13 protein-coding genes are annotated in these 18,944 nt (G+C 39.3%); 10 read left to right on the top strand and 3 right to left on the bottom strand.

Annotation, left to right across the window (positions count from 1 at the left end; genetic code table 11):
* Positions 1–130 precede the first annotated feature (130 nt).
* Both Q0486_RS01900 and glyA read right to left on the bottom strand, forming a co-directional pair.
* The gene (locus tag Q0486_RS01900) at positions 131–2,473 is read right to left on the bottom strand and encodes a family 20 glycosylhydrolase (RefSeq protein WP_299229938.1); all 2,343 of its coding nucleotides are present in this window, start codon (positions 2,471–2,473) and stop codon (positions 131–133) included.
* Between the two features lie 132 nt (positions 2,474–2,605).
* Complete coding sequence (gene glyA / locus Q0486_RS01895) at positions 2,606–3,886, bottom strand: serine hydroxymethyltransferase (protein WP_299229936.1); 1,281 nt, start codon at positions 3,884–3,886, stop codon at positions 2,606–2,608.
* A gap of 1,011 nt (positions 3,887–4,897) precedes the next feature.
* On the opposite strand from glyA, the gene Q0486_RS01890 reads away from it, so the two are divergent.
* Together Q0486_RS01890 and Q0486_RS01885 are read left to right on the top strand one after the other, a co-directional pair.
* On the top strand, positions 4,898–8,011 hold the full coding sequence (locus Q0486_RS01890; RefSeq protein WP_299229934.1) for a TonB-dependent receptor: 3,114 nt from the start codon (positions 4,898–4,900) through the stop codon (positions 8,009–8,011).
* Positions 8,012–8,048: 37 nt separating this feature from the next.
* Entirely contained in the window at positions 8,049–9,545 is a 1,497-nt protein-coding gene (locus Q0486_RS01885; RefSeq protein WP_299229932.1) for a RagB/SusD family nutrient uptake outer membrane protein, read from the top strand.
* Positions 9,546–9,646: 101 nt separating this feature from the next.
* Here Q0486_RS01885 and Q0486_RS01880 read toward each other — a convergent pair whose 3' ends face one another.
* Positions 9,647–10,045 (bottom strand): Dabb family protein, encoded by a 399-nt coding sequence (locus Q0486_RS01880; protein WP_299229930.1) that lies wholly within the window; start codon positions 10,043–10,045, stop codon positions 9,647–9,649.
* A gap of 250 nt (positions 10,046–10,295) precedes the next feature.
* Here Q0486_RS01880 and Q0486_RS01875 point away from each other — a divergent pair, with 250 nt between their 5' ends.
* The 8 genes from Q0486_RS01875 to Q0486_RS01840 all read left to right on the top strand — a co-directional run bounded on the left by Q0486_RS01875 (position 10,296) and on the right by Q0486_RS01840 (position 18,881).
* Complete coding sequence (locus tag Q0486_RS01875) at positions 10,296–11,033, top strand: copper homeostasis protein CutC (protein ID WP_299229928.1); 738 nt, start codon at positions 10,296–10,298, stop codon at positions 11,031–11,033.
* A gap of 228 nt (positions 11,034–11,261) precedes the next feature.
* The gene (locus tag Q0486_RS01870) at positions 11,262–11,849 is read left to right on the top strand and encodes a nucleotide exchange factor GrpE (RefSeq protein ID WP_299229926.1); all 588 of its coding nucleotides are present in this window, start codon (positions 11,262–11,264) and stop codon (positions 11,847–11,849) included.
* 14 nt (positions 11,850–11,863) lie between these two features.
* Positions 11,864–13,021, top strand: coding sequence for a molecular chaperone DnaJ (gene dnaJ / locus Q0486_RS01865; RefSeq protein WP_299229924.1), 1,158 nt, complete (start codon positions 11,864–11,866; stop codon positions 13,019–13,021).
* 195 nt (positions 13,022–13,216) lie between these two features.
* Positions 13,217–13,417, top strand: a complete 201-nt coding sequence (locus Q0486_RS01860; protein ID WP_299229922.1) for a PspC domain-containing protein — start codon at positions 13,217–13,219, stop codon at positions 13,415–13,417.
* 55 nt (positions 13,418–13,472) lie between these two features.
* Positions 13,473–15,494, top strand: coding sequence for an excinuclease ABC subunit UvrB (gene uvrB, locus Q0486_RS01855; protein ID WP_299229920.1), 2,022 nt, complete (start codon positions 13,473–13,475; stop codon positions 15,492–15,494).
* 1 nt (position 15,495) lies between these two features.
* The gene (locus Q0486_RS01850; RefSeq protein WP_299229918.1) at positions 15,496–16,356 is read left to right on the top strand and encodes an N-acetylmuramoyl-L-alanine amidase-like domain-containing protein; all 861 of its coding nucleotides are present in this window, start codon (positions 15,496–15,498) and stop codon (positions 16,354–16,356) included.
* A 120-nt stretch (positions 16,357–16,476) separates the two neighbouring features.
* Positions 16,477–17,181 carry a Crp/Fnr family transcriptional regulator gene (locus Q0486_RS01845; RefSeq protein ID WP_299229916.1) on the top strand — a complete coding sequence of 235 codons (705 nt, stop codon included), beginning with the start codon at positions 16,477–16,479 and terminating at the stop codon, positions 17,179–17,181.
* Positions 17,182–17,369: 188 nt separating this feature from the next.
* Complete coding sequence (locus Q0486_RS01840; RefSeq protein ID WP_299229914.1) at positions 17,370–18,881, top strand: cobyric acid synthase; 1,512 nt, start codon at positions 17,370–17,372, stop codon at positions 18,879–18,881.
* Positions 18,882–18,944: the final 63 nt, after the last annotated feature.

Genomic DNA, 18,944 nt, shown 5'->3' with positions numbered 1-18,944 from the left:
TTTAGACATAACAAAACCCCGAAAGTTTTTTGTCTAACTTTCGGGGTGCATGTCACAATCCAGACAGCCTTTGTTTTATCTTGTCAAAACCGGAACAGGGAAGAAGCTCCCGAATTCCGGTTCAGTTTTATTAATGCCACAACATATCACCAGTTACAGCAGCAAATTTCTCTTCGCTAGCTTTGCGAAGTTTGATTGAACCATCGCCCCAGTTTGAAGGCCAACCACCGATTACATGACCAAGGAATACAGCTTTGATTTCATGCAAACCTTTTGCCAAAGCAACAGAGTTGTCTTTTCTTGAGAAACGCTTAACTTCACCTGCATTGTTTACAAGCAATTTGCCGTCAATCCAAACTTCTTCCAAATCTGAAGAAATATAATATACACCATCTTCAGGAATATCAATATAACCGTTAGCAACAGCAGCATACTGTTTTACGCCACGCATTGATTCGCTAGTCTTAACCTGGCTTCTCAATTCTTTAGTTTCCTTGATTACAGATTTCTTGCCAGTCTTGTTGGCAGCTTCAAGTTCTTTTACATTGAGATACATTCCGTCGAATACTTCCATATTCAAACCAGGAGCTTTCTTTGCAACTTCCTTAGCTGGAGCCAAAGCCTGTTTTTCAACTTGGATAGTACGAACCGGACTCATCTTGCCTGAAGGAAGAACAGAAGCAATTTTCAAAGTAGTTGTTTCTGTAATTTCGATAGGAGCAGAATATGCTGTAGAAGATTCTGTTGGTTCGCTTCCGTCAGTTGTATAAACCATCTTAATCGGACGGCTAGTCTTGAATTCCAAAGAAGCTTTGTCAGTAAATGCAACGAAATTGCAAGAACCGTTAGGCTGTTCAGGCTGTGGAATATGATAATTAATATCATGTTCGTCAAGACGCACATAAGCATTGTCTATACGACGTTCAAAGTCTTTGTAATCTTTTTTGTCTTCCGGAGTCCAGCCAATTTCAGCAATAGCAATGATACGAGGATAAGTGCGATATTCGCGGACATCTTCATTATAAAGATATTCAGACCAAACATTTCCCTGAACACCAAGAACAAATTCAGATTTGCCCATCTGAGCCAATGTGTCAGGCACAGGATTGTAAGAATAAGTCTTTTCCAACAAAGTCATACCACCGATTGCAACCGGTTCGATTTTAGGATCGCCCTGATAATGGTCAAGATACATTCCGTTTCCGCCAGGAGTCATGATAACAGTGTGATTCATCAAAGCAGCAGCAATACCGCCTTCTTCACCACGCCATGACATAACTGTTGCTGTAGGAGCAAGACCTCCTTCAAGGATTTCGTCCCAACCGATGATTTTCTTACCTTTAGTTGCAAGATATTTTTCCATGCGCTGGATAACATAGCTCTGCAATCTTTCTTCAGCAGTATGTTTTCCGTCAGCTTTCAAACCTTCTTCTCTGATTCGTTTCTGGCAAAGAGGACAGCTCTTCCAGCTAGTCTTAGGACATTCGTCACCACCGATATGGAAATATTCGCTAGGGAACAAAGGAACCATTTCGTCGATAACGTCTTCAAGGAATTCAAACATATCTTCTTTACCCGGACACATAACGATATCCTCAACACCCCAGATTATACGTGGAGTAGTTGGTTCGCCTTTACATGAAAGTTCAGGATAAGCAGCAATAGCAGCAAGTTCGTGTCCCGGAATTTCCAATTCAGGAACAACTGTGATAAATCTGTCTGCAGCATATTTTACTACTTCTTTGATTTCTTCTTGAGTGTAGAAACCTTTATGTTCAGTTCCTTCGCCATCAATACGAATAGAACCTACTTCTGTCAGTTTCGGATATTTCTTTATTTCAATACGCCATCCCTGGTCTTCAGTCAAGTGCCAGTGCAGACGGTTGATTTTGAACAATGCCAAAACATCAATCTGTTTCTTGATGTCTTCAACAGGCATAAAGTGACGACATGGGTCAATCATCATACCACGATAGCCGAAACGAGGCTCATCTTTGATGCTTGCAGATGGAGCAGTCCATGCAATACCCTCAACTTTCTGAGCGCTTTCAATTTCAGCAGGCAAAAGCTGCATGAATGACTGCATACCATAGAAAAGACCCTGAGGAGTTTTAGCTTTAACAGTAACATTTGAAGGAGTAACATCAAGAGCGTATCCTTCATCATTTACGTCAAGAGATTCATCAATTGATAGTGTTATATCTCCTTTGTCTGCTACCTGGATATTATATCCTGTCGCAGCTTTCATTTTAGATGCAAAGAACTCTGCGATAGTTTTCGCTTCAGGAGTTGTTGCACCAAATGTAGTTTTTTTGTTTAGCTTGAATTGGCCGTCATGTTGTGTAAGGCTCATAGGTGCAGGGATAATGTTGATTCCCTGGTTGTAGACTTTAACTACACCTTGTTCCTCATTACATGAAGCTAATAAGCATAATGCCATTCCGGCACATAAAGTTGCTAAAAGCTTTTTCATGATTGTTTAGTTTAATGAATTATGATTATTTTAGTAGACAATTAACGAGGGGACAAGTAGACAAGAATGCAATGTGACAATAAATTATAACCTCGTCAACTTGTCTTCTCGTCAACTTGTCCCCTTGAAATATTACCATGCAAAGATAGGATATTCTTTCATCATTGAATTAACCTTTTCGCGAACAGAAGCAATTGTCTTGTCGCATTCTGGTGATGCAAGAACTGTATCAATCATTTCAACGATTTCACCCATCAACTCTTCTTTTGCTCCACGTGTTGTAATAGCTGGTGTTCCGATACGGATACCGGATGTCTGGAATGCTGATCTGCTGTCGAATGGAACCATGTTCTTGTTGACAGTAATGTCAGCAGCAACCAAAGCTCTCTCTGCAACTTTACCAGTAAGTTCAGGGAACTTAGTACGAAGGTCAATCAACATACTGTGGTTGTCAGTACCGCCGGAAATAATCTTGTAACCTTTGTCGATAAATGCCTGAGCCATTGTAGCTGCATTTTTCTTAACCTGCATCTGATATTCCTTATATTCAGGTTCCAATGCTTCACCGAATGCAACAGCCTTAGCTGCAATTACGTGTTCAAGCGGACCACCCTGAATTCCTGGGAATACAGCAGAATCAAGCAATTGTGACATTTTCTTGATTTCGCCTTTTGGAGTTTTCTTTCCCCAAGGATTTTCAAAGTCTTTGCCAAGAAGGATGATACCACCGCGTGGACCACGCAAAGTCTTGTGAGTTGTTGAAGTTACAATATGAGCATATTCCAACGGATTGTTCAATAATCCGGCTGCGATAAGACCTGCAGGATGAGCCATGTCAATCATAAGCAAAGCGCCAACTTTGTCTGCGATTTCTCTCATTCTCTTATAATCCCAGTCGCGAGAATATGCAGAACCACCACCGATAATCAATTTCGGTTTTTCGCGCAATGCAACTTCTTCCATCTGGTCGTAGTCGACGCGTCCGGTTTCTTCTTTTACATTATATTCTGTAGCACGATACAAAATACCTGAACTATTCACAGCAGAACCATGAGACAAGTGACCACCATGAGCCAGATTCAATCCAAGGAAAGTATCACCAGGATTAAGAACAGCCAAAAGAACAGCTGCGTTAGCCTGTGCTCCTGAATGAGGCTGAACATTTGCCCATTCAGCATTGAATATTTTCTTCAATCTTTCGATTGCAATTGTTTCACTCTGGTCGACTACTTCGCAACCACCATAATAACGTTTCCCAGGATAACCTTCGGCATATTTGTTAGTCAGGCAACTTCCCATTGCCTGCATTACTTGTTCACTTACAAAGTTTTCAGAAGCAATCAACTCAATACCTTTCAACTGACGCTGATGTTCTTTTTCAATGATGTCAAAAATAATGTTGTCCCTTTTCATATTTAATATCAAATTTTGATTAAGAAATAGAATTACATCTTTTGCAAATTTAGCATGTTTTTTTATATATGAACTATAAACCCATGCCTCTTTTTAGCAAAATCTCATATTCCGAGAGTGGATTAATGTAGATTCTCAAAACAGAAAGTATCAAAATGTCAATTTTGACATTTTGATAAATAAACTTCTTGTGGCTCGTGTTTTTAAGGCATGAGATAAGGTTGATGAATTTTGTCGGACTCTCAGAGAGTTTAGCTTTTTCAATATGTAAGTATTGGAGGTTATATTTGTGTAACTTGAACAGTAATTACCTGGTATTTTGTGATTGGTTATATAAATGCATTCGGAGAAAAGTTTTTATTGATGGAAAAATGATATTTGAATTACGTTCGTGATTTGCTCTCTTCCAGACGAATTTGGACAAGGAATTAGGCGCTTTTTCGACAAATTATTTAGATTCCGGGAAATTTATCCGGACATTCTGGTAAATATATATAGATGTATAGATGAATAAATATAATAGTATAGCAAGATAATTATAGTTGTATCCAAGATTTCTTGTAGATGTTTGCCGAAAATGTTGTAATTATTCCCGAAAAAGTCCAGAATTATAGCTCGTTTTGAGTAAAAACGCAAGAAAATAAATATTAAAGCAATCAGATAAATACGCTATATTTAATCAAAATGACATATATTTTGTTGTTTTACTTACATATAGATAATGTGTAAATTGCTTCATGTGTTGTCTTGTAAAATAGTAAATCTCGAATTAATAGATGAGAGAAAGGCAATATTAAAGAAGAAATATGTTATAAATTATATATTTTTAATGGTGTTTTTTAATAAAAACTTGCATTTTTAATAATAATTCATTTTATTTGTGATTAGAGAAAAGCGCTATGAGAAATGTAGATTAATTATTTTAGTTTAGTTGAAGTGTTAACCTTTTTCTTGATTAGACTCGTGCTTTTCAATGTGTTTTTTTAATTATTAATTATTAGAGTTTATTTTATGAGGAAATTGTTACCAATGCTAGGTCTTGCAGCAATATTCTCACAAACGTTGCAAGCGCAAGAGAGGATGATTTCGGGAGTTGTCGTTTCTTCTGAAGACGGTTTACCAATGGTGGGTGTATCTATTATGGATAAACAGAGTAATACCGGAGTGATTACCGATTTAAATGGTAATTTCACTATTCAAGTTTCCCCAAAAACAAAATCTTTATTGGTTTCTTATCTTGGTTATAAAGCCATCGAAACTAAGATTGACGGTAAAACTATGAAGATTGTTATGGAACCAGATTTGGTTGCATTGGACGAAGTTATGGTAGTTGCCTATGGTACTGGAAAGAAATCTTCTTTTACGGGTTCTGCTACAGTAGTTAAGAGCGAATCATTGGAAAAAATCAAGGCATCAAACGTTACACAGGCTTTGCAAGGACAGAGTAGTGGTGTTCAGGTTTTGAACAGTACTGGTGAGCCGGGCGAAGATGCTACAATTATGATTCGTGGTATTGGTTCAATGAATGCTTCAAGTTCTCCGCTATATGTTGTCGATGGAACTGCTTATGATGGTTATCTGAATGCTATCAACCCGGCAGATATCGAATCTATGACCGTTTTGAAAGATGCTTCAGCAACTGCATTGTATGGTTCACGTGCAGCAAATGGTGTTGTGATGATTACAACAAAGAAGGGTAACAGCGAGAAAGGTCAGATTAATTTCCGCTCATCTTGGGGTTGGTCAAGCCTTGCTGTAGATTTGCCTCGTGCATTGTCTCCGCAGGAATATTCTGAGTTAACATGGCAAGCCCTTTATAATGGTTATATGGATAACGGCTATGCTCAGAGCGATGCTGCCAACTATGCTTCAACTTACCTTACCGGACAGTTTGGTATAAATCCATTCAGCGTAGACCAGCCAGTAGGTCTTGACGGTAAAATGAACCCTGATGCTGAATTGCTTTACTCTGGCGATTGGAGAGGAGCTTTGATGAAATCTCGTCTTCGCCAGGAATATAATGTTGACTTCAGTGGTAAGTCAAAGAAAGCTGACTATTATCTTTCTGCCGGCTACTTGAACGACAAGGGCGTTTTCACTATTTCTGAATTTGAACGTTTCACTACCCGTGCTAATTTGAATTATCAGGTAAACAAGTGGTTAAAGGTTGGAACTAATATTAACTTGTCACATAGCAAACGCGAAGGTTCTTCAAGTGAATCTGTTGTTTGGATGCTCCGCACTATGCCTACCATTTATCCTATATATAAGTGGGATGCTGAAGCAGGAGCTTATGCCCGTGACGACAATGGTAAATTGATTTACGATTATGGTGACAACCGTACAGGATGGAGTGGATGGAACACTGTAGCCGATAATGAATATAATAAGTATCCTTATATGAATGACAACGCTTCTGCGCGTTCATATTTCGAGATTGACTTTATTCCTGGATTGAAATGGCGTACTAACTTTAGTTTCGACTATGTTGGTTATACTTACGACGGATATACAAACAGTGAATATGGTTTTGCAGCAGGTTATGGCGGTGAAGCTTACAAGAGTTCTGCCCGTACTTTCTCCTGGACATTGAACAACCTTTTGACTTATGAAAAGGCTTTTGGCGACCATTCAATCAATATCCTTGTTGGTCAGGAAGCTTATTCAATGAATTATAAATATCTCGATGCATCTAAACGTGGTTTGCCTTTCTTTGGTATAACTGAAATCGGTGCTGCTTCTGAGATGAACTCTATGAACTCATATACTGATAACTATCGCCTTATGAGTTACCTGAGCCGTGCTGAATATGACTATAAAGATCGTTATTATGTATCTGCCAGCTTCCGTACTGATGGTTCTTCTCGTTTCCATCCGGACAATCGCTGGGGTAAGTTCTGGTCTGTCGGCGGTTCTTGGCGTATATCAAATGAAGATTTTATGTCTTCAACAACAGACTGGTTGGATAACTTGAAGCTGAAAGCCAGCTATGGTGCTGTGGGTAACGATAATCTGATGTCTGGTTCAGATCAAATTTATTATGCTTACCAAGGACTTTACGCAACTGGTATGAACAACTACAACGAACCGGGTTTGTTGATTAGCCGTCTTCCGAATTATACTTTGAAATGGGAAACTAATTTGCAGACAAACATAGGTGTTGATTTCGCACTTTTTAATCGTCTTTCCGGTAGTTTTGAATGGTTTAATCGTAAATCAAAAGACCTTCTGTTCTCTTTGCCAATGGCTCCTTCTACAGGATTCAGCGGTATCAACCGTAATATCGGTGATGTAAAGAATACAGGTGTGGAATTTTCTTTGAACTTTGCTGCAATTAATAATAAGAATTTTAAATGGACAATAGATTTAAACGGTACACATTATAAGAACACTATCACCAGACTTCCGCAAGAAGAAATTAACTCAGGTGTGTTCAAATGGCGCGAAGGCGAATCCAGATATAATTTCTGGGGAGCTGAATATGCAGGTGTAAACCCGGAAACTGGTAACGATATGTACTGGATGAATGTTTACGCTACAGATGAAAACGGTAATGAATATGTCAAGGAAAGAGTAAAAACAGAAGATTACAATCAGGTGAGTAGCGACAAACAGAAGAAGTATCTTGGTGATGCGATTCCTAAAATTTTTGGAGGTATAACTAACAATTTTGCATTTAAAGGTATTGATTTGTCATTCATGATTTATTATAGTATCGGAGGAAAACTTTACGATAGTGACTATTCACAGATGATGTCTTACCGTATCGGTTATGGTATGCACCCTGATATGCTCGATTCATGGACGCCAGAAAATACTAATGCCGAGTTTCCTCGCATTTCTACAGCATATGCAAACTATTTGAATGCATATACTTCTAAGTTTATTTTCAACAACTCCTTTGCTCGTTTGCGTAATGTGACTTTGGGTTATACATTGCCACAGAATTGGACACGTAAGTTCCAGGTTAACTCACTTCGACTTTATGTACAGGGTGACAATCTGCTGACTTGGGGTAGTGCAGCCCGCCGTGGTACTGATCCGGAACAGGGTATAGATGGTTGTACGAGTAACCGTTTCCCGACAACAAAATCTGTATCTTTTGGTCTGCAATTGAATTTATAATATCCATGTTGAACTTATTTAATCAAGAGTATTTCATATGAAAGCAGTAAAATATATATTGACAGTGTGTGCCTTCTCTGGTTTGACCTTAGTTGGCTCTATGACATCTTGCAGCGATTTCCTTGAGACTAATCCTTCAACAGACGTTTCTGATACTCAGGTTTTCACTACAGTATCCGGTGCACAAGCAGCTCTGAATGGTTGTTATTATCAAATGAAGTGCTATAGCGGTGGTGGTGCTAACCGTAGTGATGACTGGGGAATTCCTTCTATACAGATGATTTCTGATATGTGTGGTGAAGATATAATAAATAATGGCGGTGGTTGGTATGGCTACAATTATAATTATTGGGGAGAAACTCGTGGTGACATCTTCCGTTCAGGTCAGCTATGGACATTCCATTATCGCCTTATCAACAACCTTAATTCCGTAATTACATATATCGACGATTGTGAAGGTGATGCGACAGAAAAGCAATATATAAAAGGCCAGGCTCTTGCAATGAGAGGTTGGGCTTATTTCAACCTTGCAAGATTGTTCCAGCAGACATATGCTATAGCAAAAGATATGCCTGGTGTGCCTATCTATACAGAACCGACAACTGAAGCAACTCAAGGAAAGCCGCGTGGTACGTTGGAGCAAACTTATCAGCAGGTTCTGTCTGACCTTGAAACTGCAGAACCTATGCTCGAAGGTTTTGTTCGCAGTAGTAGCAATCCTAATGTCTTCAACCAGGCAATTGTGGATGGTATTTTGTCCGAAGTATATCAGGTTATGCATAATTGGGCTAAGTCGGAAGAATATTCTAGAAAAGTTTTGGCACAGTATCCGTTGACATCTAATGATGAATATACTTCTGGATTCAATGACCATACATTGAGTTCATGGATTTGGTCAATCAAGCAGACTGAAGAACAGAATATGGGTGACTATTCTCCATTTGCAATGTGGTATAACAATACTCGTTCGTGCTGGACTTTCGCTTGCTTTATCTTAGCTGATGATTTCGTAGCTCTTTTCGATGAATCAGATATCCGCTTCCAGCAGATGCAGCAGTGGGAAAATACTTCCGGACAGAAATTCTGGGTTTCAATGAAATTCAGGGATAATGAAGATTGTCGTGGTTCAATAGTTGTGATGCGTTCTGATGAAATGTTGCTCAATGCAGCTGAAGCTTGTGCACGCCAGGGCAAGGAAGGCGAAGCAAAAGAATTATTGTGGCAATTACAGGATATGCGTCAGGCAAAACGTACAGAAGCCTCTGGACAGGAATTGCTTGAAGCAATTTGGATTGAAAGACGCAAAGAACTTTATGGTGAAGGTTTCGCTACATTTGATATGATTCGTACTGAGAAACCGTTGGTTCGTGGCGGTAACCATGTAGCTTATGGCGGTTCAATTCAGTTGCCGGCTCATTCATGGAGATTCATTTATCAGATACCGTCTTCAGAATTGAAGAATAATACATCAATGGTTGATGATATCTGGCCTAATGGCGACCAGAATCCTTATGATGGTGTTTATGTCCCATAATAAGGACCTGTATAATTGATTTTTTGGGGCTTAAGGAGTCAAGTAGCCGTTTGGCTACAAGACTCCTTTTGTTTTGAGTATCTATTTATGATTTTATTTTTTCAGAAACTTTGGAAATCTGCTTCCTGGAAACGTGTGACTTCAGTGTTCCATCTTTCTTCCACAAACTTGCAATGGTCTGGATTTGCTGTGTAGTTGTCGAAATCCTGTTGGTTGGCAAATTTCATAAGGAAAGCATACTGATAGTCGTTTTTCGGACTGCACTGGCGGCAAGCCTGGAATTCATATACACCAGGAACAGCAGTAAGTATTCTTACACCGTCTTTAATGAAGTTTTCTGCTTCAGCAGAGCCGACAGGATATTTTAGGTCGAACTGAACTGTGTGATATATTTCACCGGATTTCAATTTGTTTTCCGACGTGCAAGATGAAATTGTTCCTGCGGTTGCAGCCATAACTGTAGCAGCTCCTGCTCCTTTGAAAAATTCTCTCCTTTTCATTCTTTATTAAATTAGGTTATACAATTATTATTTGTGAGTTCAAAGATATGTTATTCTTTTTAAGAATGAAGATTTGAATCACTTCAAATTAGTTTTGACTATCATAACAGCTGATTATACAACTTACATTATAATATGTGAAATATGGATTTTAAGATGTATCTTTGCAGTGAGAAAGAATATGAATTTGTAAGTTGTTCATTTGTGTTACGACATATTTGAGCACTCAAAAACATTAATAACAGATTATATGAAGCGAATTATAGAGATTTGTGCCAATTCTGCCCAAAGCTGTGTAGAGGCGGAGAAAGGCGGAGCGACCAGAGTTGAGTTATGTGCAGGAATTCCGGAAGGCGGAACTACTCCAAGTTATGGAGAAATAAAAACGGCTCAAGCTCTGACGTCGAATATTGACATTAATGTTATTATTCGCCCACGTGGAGGTGATTTCTTATACACTGAAGCAGAAATACAATCGATGTTGCTCGATATCGAACTTTGCAAACAGTTGGGTGTTCATGGTGTTGTGTTCGGTTGTCTGACAAAAGAAGGAGATATAGATGTGCCTCTGATGAAAAGACTTATTGATGCAGCAAAACCATTGTCTGTAACTTGCCATCGTGCATTCGATGTGTGCCGCGACCCATTTACTGCTTTGGAGCAGCTAATAGAATTAGGTTGTGACAGAATACTTACTTCAGGACAGCAATCTGATGCCGTAAAAGGAATTCCTTTGTTGAAGGAACTTGTTGCCAAGGCTGGAGACAGAATAATCATAATGCCTGGATGCGGTGTCCGTGAAAATAATATTGAGCTTATTGAAAAGGAAACAGGTGCAAAAGAATTCCATACTTCAGCAAGAAGCATCGTTTACAGCCGTATGGAATATCGCAATGAAAATGTTCCGATGGGAAGCAGTGCAGTTTCTTCTGAATTTGAGACAGTGGAAACAGACCATAAGAAAGTTGCTGTTTTTGTCGGAGAATAGATATTAAAGTAGACTAGGCTACAGAGACGAGTTGACAAGATATTTTACCTTATCAACTCGTTAACTTGTCTCTCGTCAACTAAAACACAAAAGGTTGTCAGTTCTTTTGAAGTTTGGCAACCTTTTTGCTGTATAATATAATGTAAAAGGAATCAGTAAAAAGATAAAGTTCTGAAGATATCCTTTTAACACATTGTTAAACAAAAGAATAATAAAAGATTACTAGATATGAGCCAGAAAGATTTACATAACGAAGAGCAAATTAATGAGAATGTTGAACAGGAAAATGTTCAGCAGGATGCGACAAATTTGCATGAAGAGCAGGTAAATTCGTCAGACAACACTGAGGAAACTGACAAAGTGGCTGACCCACTTGCTGAGTTGCAGGCAAAATATAATGAACTTAACGATTCACATCTTCGCCTGATGGCAGAGTTCGATAACTATCGTAAAAGAACACTGAGAGAAAAATCAGAATTGATAAAGAATGGTGGAGAAAATGCTTTGACTCAGCTTCTTCCTGTTGTAGATGATTTTGAACGTGCATTGCAGAACGTGCGTAAAGCAGATAATGTTGAAGCTGTGGCAGAGGGCGTTGAGCTGATTTACAACAAGTTTATTGCATATCTTACTTCACAGGGCGTGAAAGCTATGGAAACAGCAGGACAGTCATTCGATGCTGATATATATGAAGCAATCGCTACTATTCCGGCTCCTACGGAAGACCTGAAAGGAAAAGTTATTGACTGCGTTCAGACAGGTTATATGCTTAATGAGAAAGTGATTCGTCACGCTAAAGTTGTTGTTGGAGAATAATTAAAGGAAGGAAGATGGCAAAGAGAGATTACTACGAAGTGCTGGGCGTAAGCAAAGATGCGTCAGCAGATGAAATAAAGAAAGCTTATAGAAAAAAGGCAATCCAGTATCATCCTGATAAGAATCCGGACGACAAGGACGCTGAAGAAAAGTTTAAAGAAGCGGCTGAAGCTTATGATGTGTTGAGCGACCCGCAGAAACGTCAGCGTTATGACCAGTTCGGTCATGCCGGAGTTGGAGGCGCATCTTCACAAGGCGGATTCGGCGGCGGTATGTCTATGGATGACATCTTCTCTCAGTTCGGTGATATTTTCGGTGGTCATTTTGGCGGATTCGGCGGTTTTGGCGGATTCGGTGGCGGTTCACGTGGCGGACGACGCGTAAACAGAGGTTCTGATTTGCGTGTGAAAGTGAAGCTGACTCTGAAAGACATCGCAAACGGAGTTGAAAAGAAAATCAAGGTTAAGAAATATGTTCCGTGTAAGCATTGTCACGGAACAGGTGCTGATGGCGACGAAGGAACAAAAACATGCGAAACTTGTAAAGGTTCAGGTGTAGTTACACGTGTTGCCAACACAATCTTGGGACAGATGCAGACTCAGACAACTTGTCCTACTTGCGGTGGTGAAGGAAAGACTATCGTTAAGAAATGTCCGGAATGTAATGGTGAAGGTATTGTTCGCGATGAAGAAATCATCACTTTGAATATTCCAGCCGGCGTTGCCGAAGGCATGCAGTTGTCAATGAACGGAAAAGGTAATGCTGCAAGACACGGCGGTATCAATGGTGACTTGCTTATCCTGATTGAGGAAGAAGAACATCCTGATTTGATTCGTGACGACAACGATTTGTTGTATAATTTGCTGTTGAGCTTCCCTCAGGCAGCTTTGGGATGCAGCGTTGAAGTTCCTACTGTCGACGGTAAAGCCAAACTTAAAATTGAACCGGGAACACAGCCGGGAAAAGTATTGCGCTTGAGAAACAAAGGTCTTCCTTCAGTGAACGGTTATGGAACAGGCGATTTGCTTGTTAACGTCAGCGTCTATGTTCCTGAAACATTGTCTTCTTCAGAAAAAGAAACACTTAACGGACTGGAAAATTCTCCAAACTTCATGCCGAACAAATCCATGAAGGAAAAGATTTTTGCTAAGTTCAGAAGGTTGTTTGATTAATGAGTGAAATTTCATATATACTGATAAGTAGCGGCTTCTAGAAGATGTCGCTACTTTTTTTATGGCTAAGAGCTAAAATAGACTTGACATTTGTTTTTTACTTTTATATCTTTGAATAAGATAGAAAGTATAAAGCAAGCTTTTTGTGTTTTATATTCTATTTATTTTATTCTTTAATAACTAAAATGAATCAGTATGGAAAATCCAAAACGACTTCTCAGACCTGTAAATGGTAAAATGATAGCCGGAGTTTGCGCCGGAATTGCAAATTATTTCGATATTGACCCGACTATCGTACGTATTATATATGTTCTTATGTTTTTCATGCTGGGAACAGGAATTCTGTTATATCTGATATTATGGTTGGTAATTCCTCAGGAAAAAATCTACTATTAATATCGGATATAGAAAACCAGATTTGCTAATTTGACGATTTCAAACAAAGAATTGAATGAATTTTGAATTATCATCACCATTCCGTCCGATGGGAGACCAGCCGGAAGCAATTGCGGCTTTGTCTGACGGATTGAAGAATGGAGTGCCATATCAGACATTACTCGGAGTAACTGGTTCGGGAAAGACATTTACGATTGCGAATGTTATCAAGGAAGTTCAGAAGCCGACATTGATATTGAGCCATAACAAGACGCTCGCAGCTCAGCTCTACAGCGAATTCAAGGCCTTTTTCCCGAATAATGCTGTTGAATATTTTGTCTCTTATTACGATTATTATCAGCCGGAAGCATATCTGCCATCTACCGATACTTATATAGAAAAGGATTTGGCGATTAATGACGAGATTGACAAACTGAGACTGAGAGCCACAGCGTCTTTGCTGTCCGGAAGAAGAGATGTAATTGTAGTTTCGTCTGTTTCATGTCTTTATGGTATGGCGGACCCGAGAGCATTTGCCGAAAAGGTCACTCATATCGAGCGAGGAATGCAGATTGACAGAGACAAACTTATCAGAAGATTCGTGGATGCTCTGTATATAAACAACAAGCTGGAATTTAAAAGCGGATGCTTCCGAGTCAACGGTGATACTGTTGACATTTTCCCTGCAATTGAAACATTTGACGGTGTCGCATACAGAATCGAATTCTGGGGAGACGAGATAGACCGCATATCTTCCTTTGACCCTCAGACTGGGCAGGAGATTGACGAGCAGGACGAATTGAATATTTATCCTACAAACCTTTTTGTCACCACTCAGGAAAGAATCAACCAGGCAATCAGCCAGATTGATGTGGATTTGGGCACACAAGTCGAGTATATGAAGGAAATAGGAAAGCATTACGAGGCAAAACGTCTGTATGAACGCGTGACCTTCGATTTGGAAATGATTCGTGAACTCGGTCATTGCTCCGGAATCGAGAACTACTCCAGATATTTTGACGGACGCGCCGCAGGCGAAAGACCTTTCTGTCTTCTTGATTATTTCCCTAGAGATTTCCTTCTTGTTGTGGACGAAAGCCATGTTACTATTCCTCAAATCAGGGCAATGTATGGCGGCGACTATGCAAGAAAGAAAAACCTTGTGGAATATGGCTTCCGTTTGCCTTCGGCTATGGACAACCGCCCGCTTACATTCGATGAATTTGAGTCACTTACTCCTTGCGCCATATATGTGAGTGCCACTCCTGCAGAGTATGAACTGGAGAAGAGTGAGGGAATTGTTGTTGACCAGGTTATTCGTCCGACCGGATTGCTTGACCCGATTATTGAAGTTCGCCCGACATTGAATCAGATTGATGATTTGATGGAAGAAATAACAGTGCGTGCAGCTAAGGACGAGAGAATCCTTGTCACTACTCTTACTAAGCGAATGGCGGAAGAACTCACAATATATATGAGCCGAATGGGAGTGAGATGTAATTATATCCACAGCGACGTGGACACTCTTGAGCGAGTTCAGATAATGGACGACTTGAGAAAAGGCCTGTTTGATGTTCTTATCGGAGTAAACTTGTTGAGAGAAGGTTTGGACTTGCCGGAAGTTTCGCTTGTTGCTATTCTTGATGCAGACAAAGAAGGATTCTTGCGTTCGCACCGTTCGCTTACACAGACAGCTGGACGTGCAGCAAGAAATGTAAACGGAAAAGTTATTTTCTATGCAGATAAGATAACAGAAAGCATGAAGCTGACTATGGATGAAACCAACCGTAGGCGAGAAAAGCAGATGGCTTATAATGAAGCTCACGGCATAACACCAAGACAGGTCGTAAAGAACAGTGTTTCTATTGTAGCCGAAAAGCAGCAGAATGCCGAGCCTTATGCTTATGTTGAGCCGGAACGTCCGGTTGCAGCCGACCCTGTTGCACAATATATGAATGTCCAGCAGCTTGAAAAGCTTATTGAAAGAACAAGAAAGCAAATGAATGAAGCTGCCAAGAAGCTGGAATTTATTGAAGCAGCACAATACAGAGATGAGCTTCTGAAACTTGAAGAATTGTTGAATAATAAAAAGGAATAATATGAGACAATTAATATTGTTGTTTCTGTGTGTTTTCAGCCTTGGATTACCAAAGGCTGAAGCACAAGACCGAAAGTTTTATCACAAGGAAGATTCTCTGAAAGTTGAGAAATATATTGCTTTTCTGTCTGACAAGTCGTCTGAGCCGGCAGGAGAGCAGATAATCAGTACTGCAAAGCTATTTCTCGATTTGCCTTATGTTGCTTCAACATTGGAGAAAACTCCGGAAACTCTGGTCGTGAACTTAAGGGAACTGGATTGTACTACATTAGTTGAAACAGTTCTTGCCTTGGTCCGTACATTTCAGACCGGAGGAAAGAGTTTTGCAGACTATTGTAATACGTTGGAGAATATCCGATATAGAAATGGAAAAGTATCTTATATGGAAAGATTGCATTATATTGCAGACTGGAAAACTTATAATGAAAAGAAAGGCATATTGAAAGATATTACATCCGGAATAAAAGGAAACATAAAATATCATTTGGATTTGTCTTTTATCTCTTCTCATCCAAATTTGTATAAACAGCTCGAATCCAATCCGGAATGGACCGCCATTATCCGAGATTATGAAAAAGAAGCAAACCAGAGAGACTATTATTATATTCCCAAAGAATCGCTCGATAAGGCAAGTTGTTCAATCAAAAATGGAGATATAATTGGCTTTGTAACAAGTATTAAAGGCCTGGATGTCTCACATATGGCATTTGCTTATTGGCAAGATGGCATGCTTAAATTTATTCATGCTTCGTCAGCTGAGAAAAGAGTCGTTATAAATAGAGAAAGCTTAAAAGAGTACTTGAATAAGCAATCTAAAATAAAAGGAATTTGGATAATAAGAGTAAATGATATAAATCATTGAATGATATGATAGTAATAAAATTCATGATATAAGTAATTAATAAAAAATCTTTCATACATTTTTTTGATTTAAAATAAAAATCCATATATTTGTGCTTGATAAGTATGTTATATAGCAGTCGTGGTAAAGCAGCAAAAAAGAGAAGAAATAGATTTTTCGGCTAGTTTGTCGGAAGTTTGGAGAGTATTGACTGAAAAAGAACGCGATATTCTTCGAAACAATTCGTCTATACAGCACTTCAAGCGCAACGAATTGATATATTGTGAAGGTGATGAGCCTAAAGAGATGATGTGCCTTCTGAAAGGAAAGGTCAAAATCTACAAAGATGGTGTTGGCGGAAGAAGCCAGATAATCAGAATGATAAAGCCTATCCAGTATTTTGGCTATAGAGCAAACTTTGCTCAGGAAGATTATTTGACTAATGCTTCAGCATTCGAAGCATCAACAGTTTGTATGATTCCTATGACTATTGTCACGGACCTGATTATGGCAAATCCTCAATTGGCAATGTTCTTTATTCGCCAGCTGTCAATAGACTTGGGTATTGCAGATGAGAGAACAGTAAATCTTACTCAAAAGCATATTCGAGGCCGTTTGGCAGAATCTTTGTTATTCCTGAAAGATAGCTATGGATTGGAAGAAGACGGTGCTACTTTGAGTATTTATCTTGCCCGCGAAGATTTGGCTAATTTGTCGAATATGACAACTTCAAATGCAATCAGAACTCTTTCAACATTTGTCGCAGAGCGAATAATAGCAATCGACGGAAGAAAAATAAAGCTGATTGATGAAGATAAATTGCGTAAAATAAGCAAAATGGGATAAAATCCCGATACTGTAGTAATTCTCTGTCAATAACTTTTTTAATAATATAGTCCCATCCAATGTGAGAAGTCTTGCACTGGATGGGATTCTTGTTTTTATGAGCCATATAAATATGGTGTGTTGTCAATAAAAATAAGAATATATAAATTTGCCCTACACAAGTAAGAAATAGTTCAAACACTATAATAATGAAAGATCGTTTAAAACCAATAATGTTTGTCGGCACTTGCTCCGACGCTGGCAAGAGCGTCATCAATGCAGCATTTTGCCGAATTTTCAAACAAGATGGATATTCTCCTGCGCCTTTCAAGGCACAAAATATGTCTTTGAATTCATATTCAACTATCGACGGCGGCGAGATGGGACGAGCCCAGGTCGTACAGGCAGAAGCTTGCTGCATCGAGCCTCATACTGATATGAATCCCGTTTTGCTGAAGCCGACTAGCGACAAAGGTTCGCAAGTAGTTCTCAACGGTCGTCCAATTGGAAATATGTCTGCAAAGGATTATTTCGGGATGAAACTTCAGAAAGAGGAATTGTTCAAGGAAGCAGTAGCAGCGTTCTCCCGCTTGGAGTCGAAATACAATCCTATAGTTCTGGAAGGAGCAGGAAGTATTTCCGAGATAAATCTGCGCGACCGTGATATAACAAATATGAGAATGGCAATAAAAGCCGGAGCAGACACATATCTTGTCGCAGATATCGACCGTGGTGGAGTTTTCGGTTCCGTATATGGAACAATAGCTTTGCTGACTGAAGAAGAACGCAAGCGTATAAAAGGTGTAATCATAAACAAATTCCGTGGAGATATTTCTCTCTTCGACGAAGGACGGAAAATAATTGAAGACCTGACCGGTGTTCCGGTTGTAGGAGTCGTTCCTTATTTCAGTAATATCAAGATTGAAGAAGAAGACTCTGTTGTCCTGGAAAGGAAGATGAGAACTTATAGCAGCGGAAAAATCAATGTGGCAATAATATTGCTCAAGCGCATGTCCAATTTCACTGATTTTGATGTTCTGGAAATGGACCCGCGTTTTAATCCATATTATACAAATAATCCGGAAGACATCGAAAAGGCAGATATCATATTGTTGCCCGGTTCAAAGAACACTTTGGCAGACTTGCAGCACTTGCGTGCCAATGGAGTCGCTGATGTAATAGTGAAATGCTTCAAGAACGGAAAGAAAGTCATCGGCATTTGTGGTGGATATCAGATGATGGGAGCAAGGCTGGAAGATCCGGATGCATTGGAAGGAAATATTCCTGTCATTCCGGGCTTGGGACTTTTGCCTCAGTGCACAGTTATTGAGCCGGAGAAAATTACTAAACAGAGCAACTTCTCTTTCCTTAACGGCAAAAATCCTGAGACGAAATCCTGCAAAGGATATGAAATACATATGGGACGGACAACTATTATAGGCGACGCTCCTCAAAAACCTGTAGCATTGCTGGAAGACGGGCGCACAGACGGATATTATCTGGGCCCGAATTGCTGGGGAAGTTATATGCACGGTATTTTGGATAACACTGACGTTCTCAATCATCTGGCTGAAGGATTCGATAAAAATCCTGTAAATGATAACTTTGATTATGCGACATTCAAAAATGAGCAATATGATAAGTTGGCCGATTGGGTAAGACAACATGTGGATATGGATTATATCTACAAAAGTCTGAAAAGTGATTCTTCCGACTTATAAAAATCATACTTCTTGTATTTAATACGGAAAATATTGTATATTTACCGGAAATATTTGTTGAAA

This window comes from uncultured Bacteroides sp. (assembly GCF_937912035.1).
Classification (GTDB): domain Bacteria; phylum Bacteroidota; class Bacteroidia; order Bacteroidales; family Bacteroidaceae; genus Phocaeicola.
This window is presented reverse-complemented; position numbering and strand designations above follow the sequence as displayed.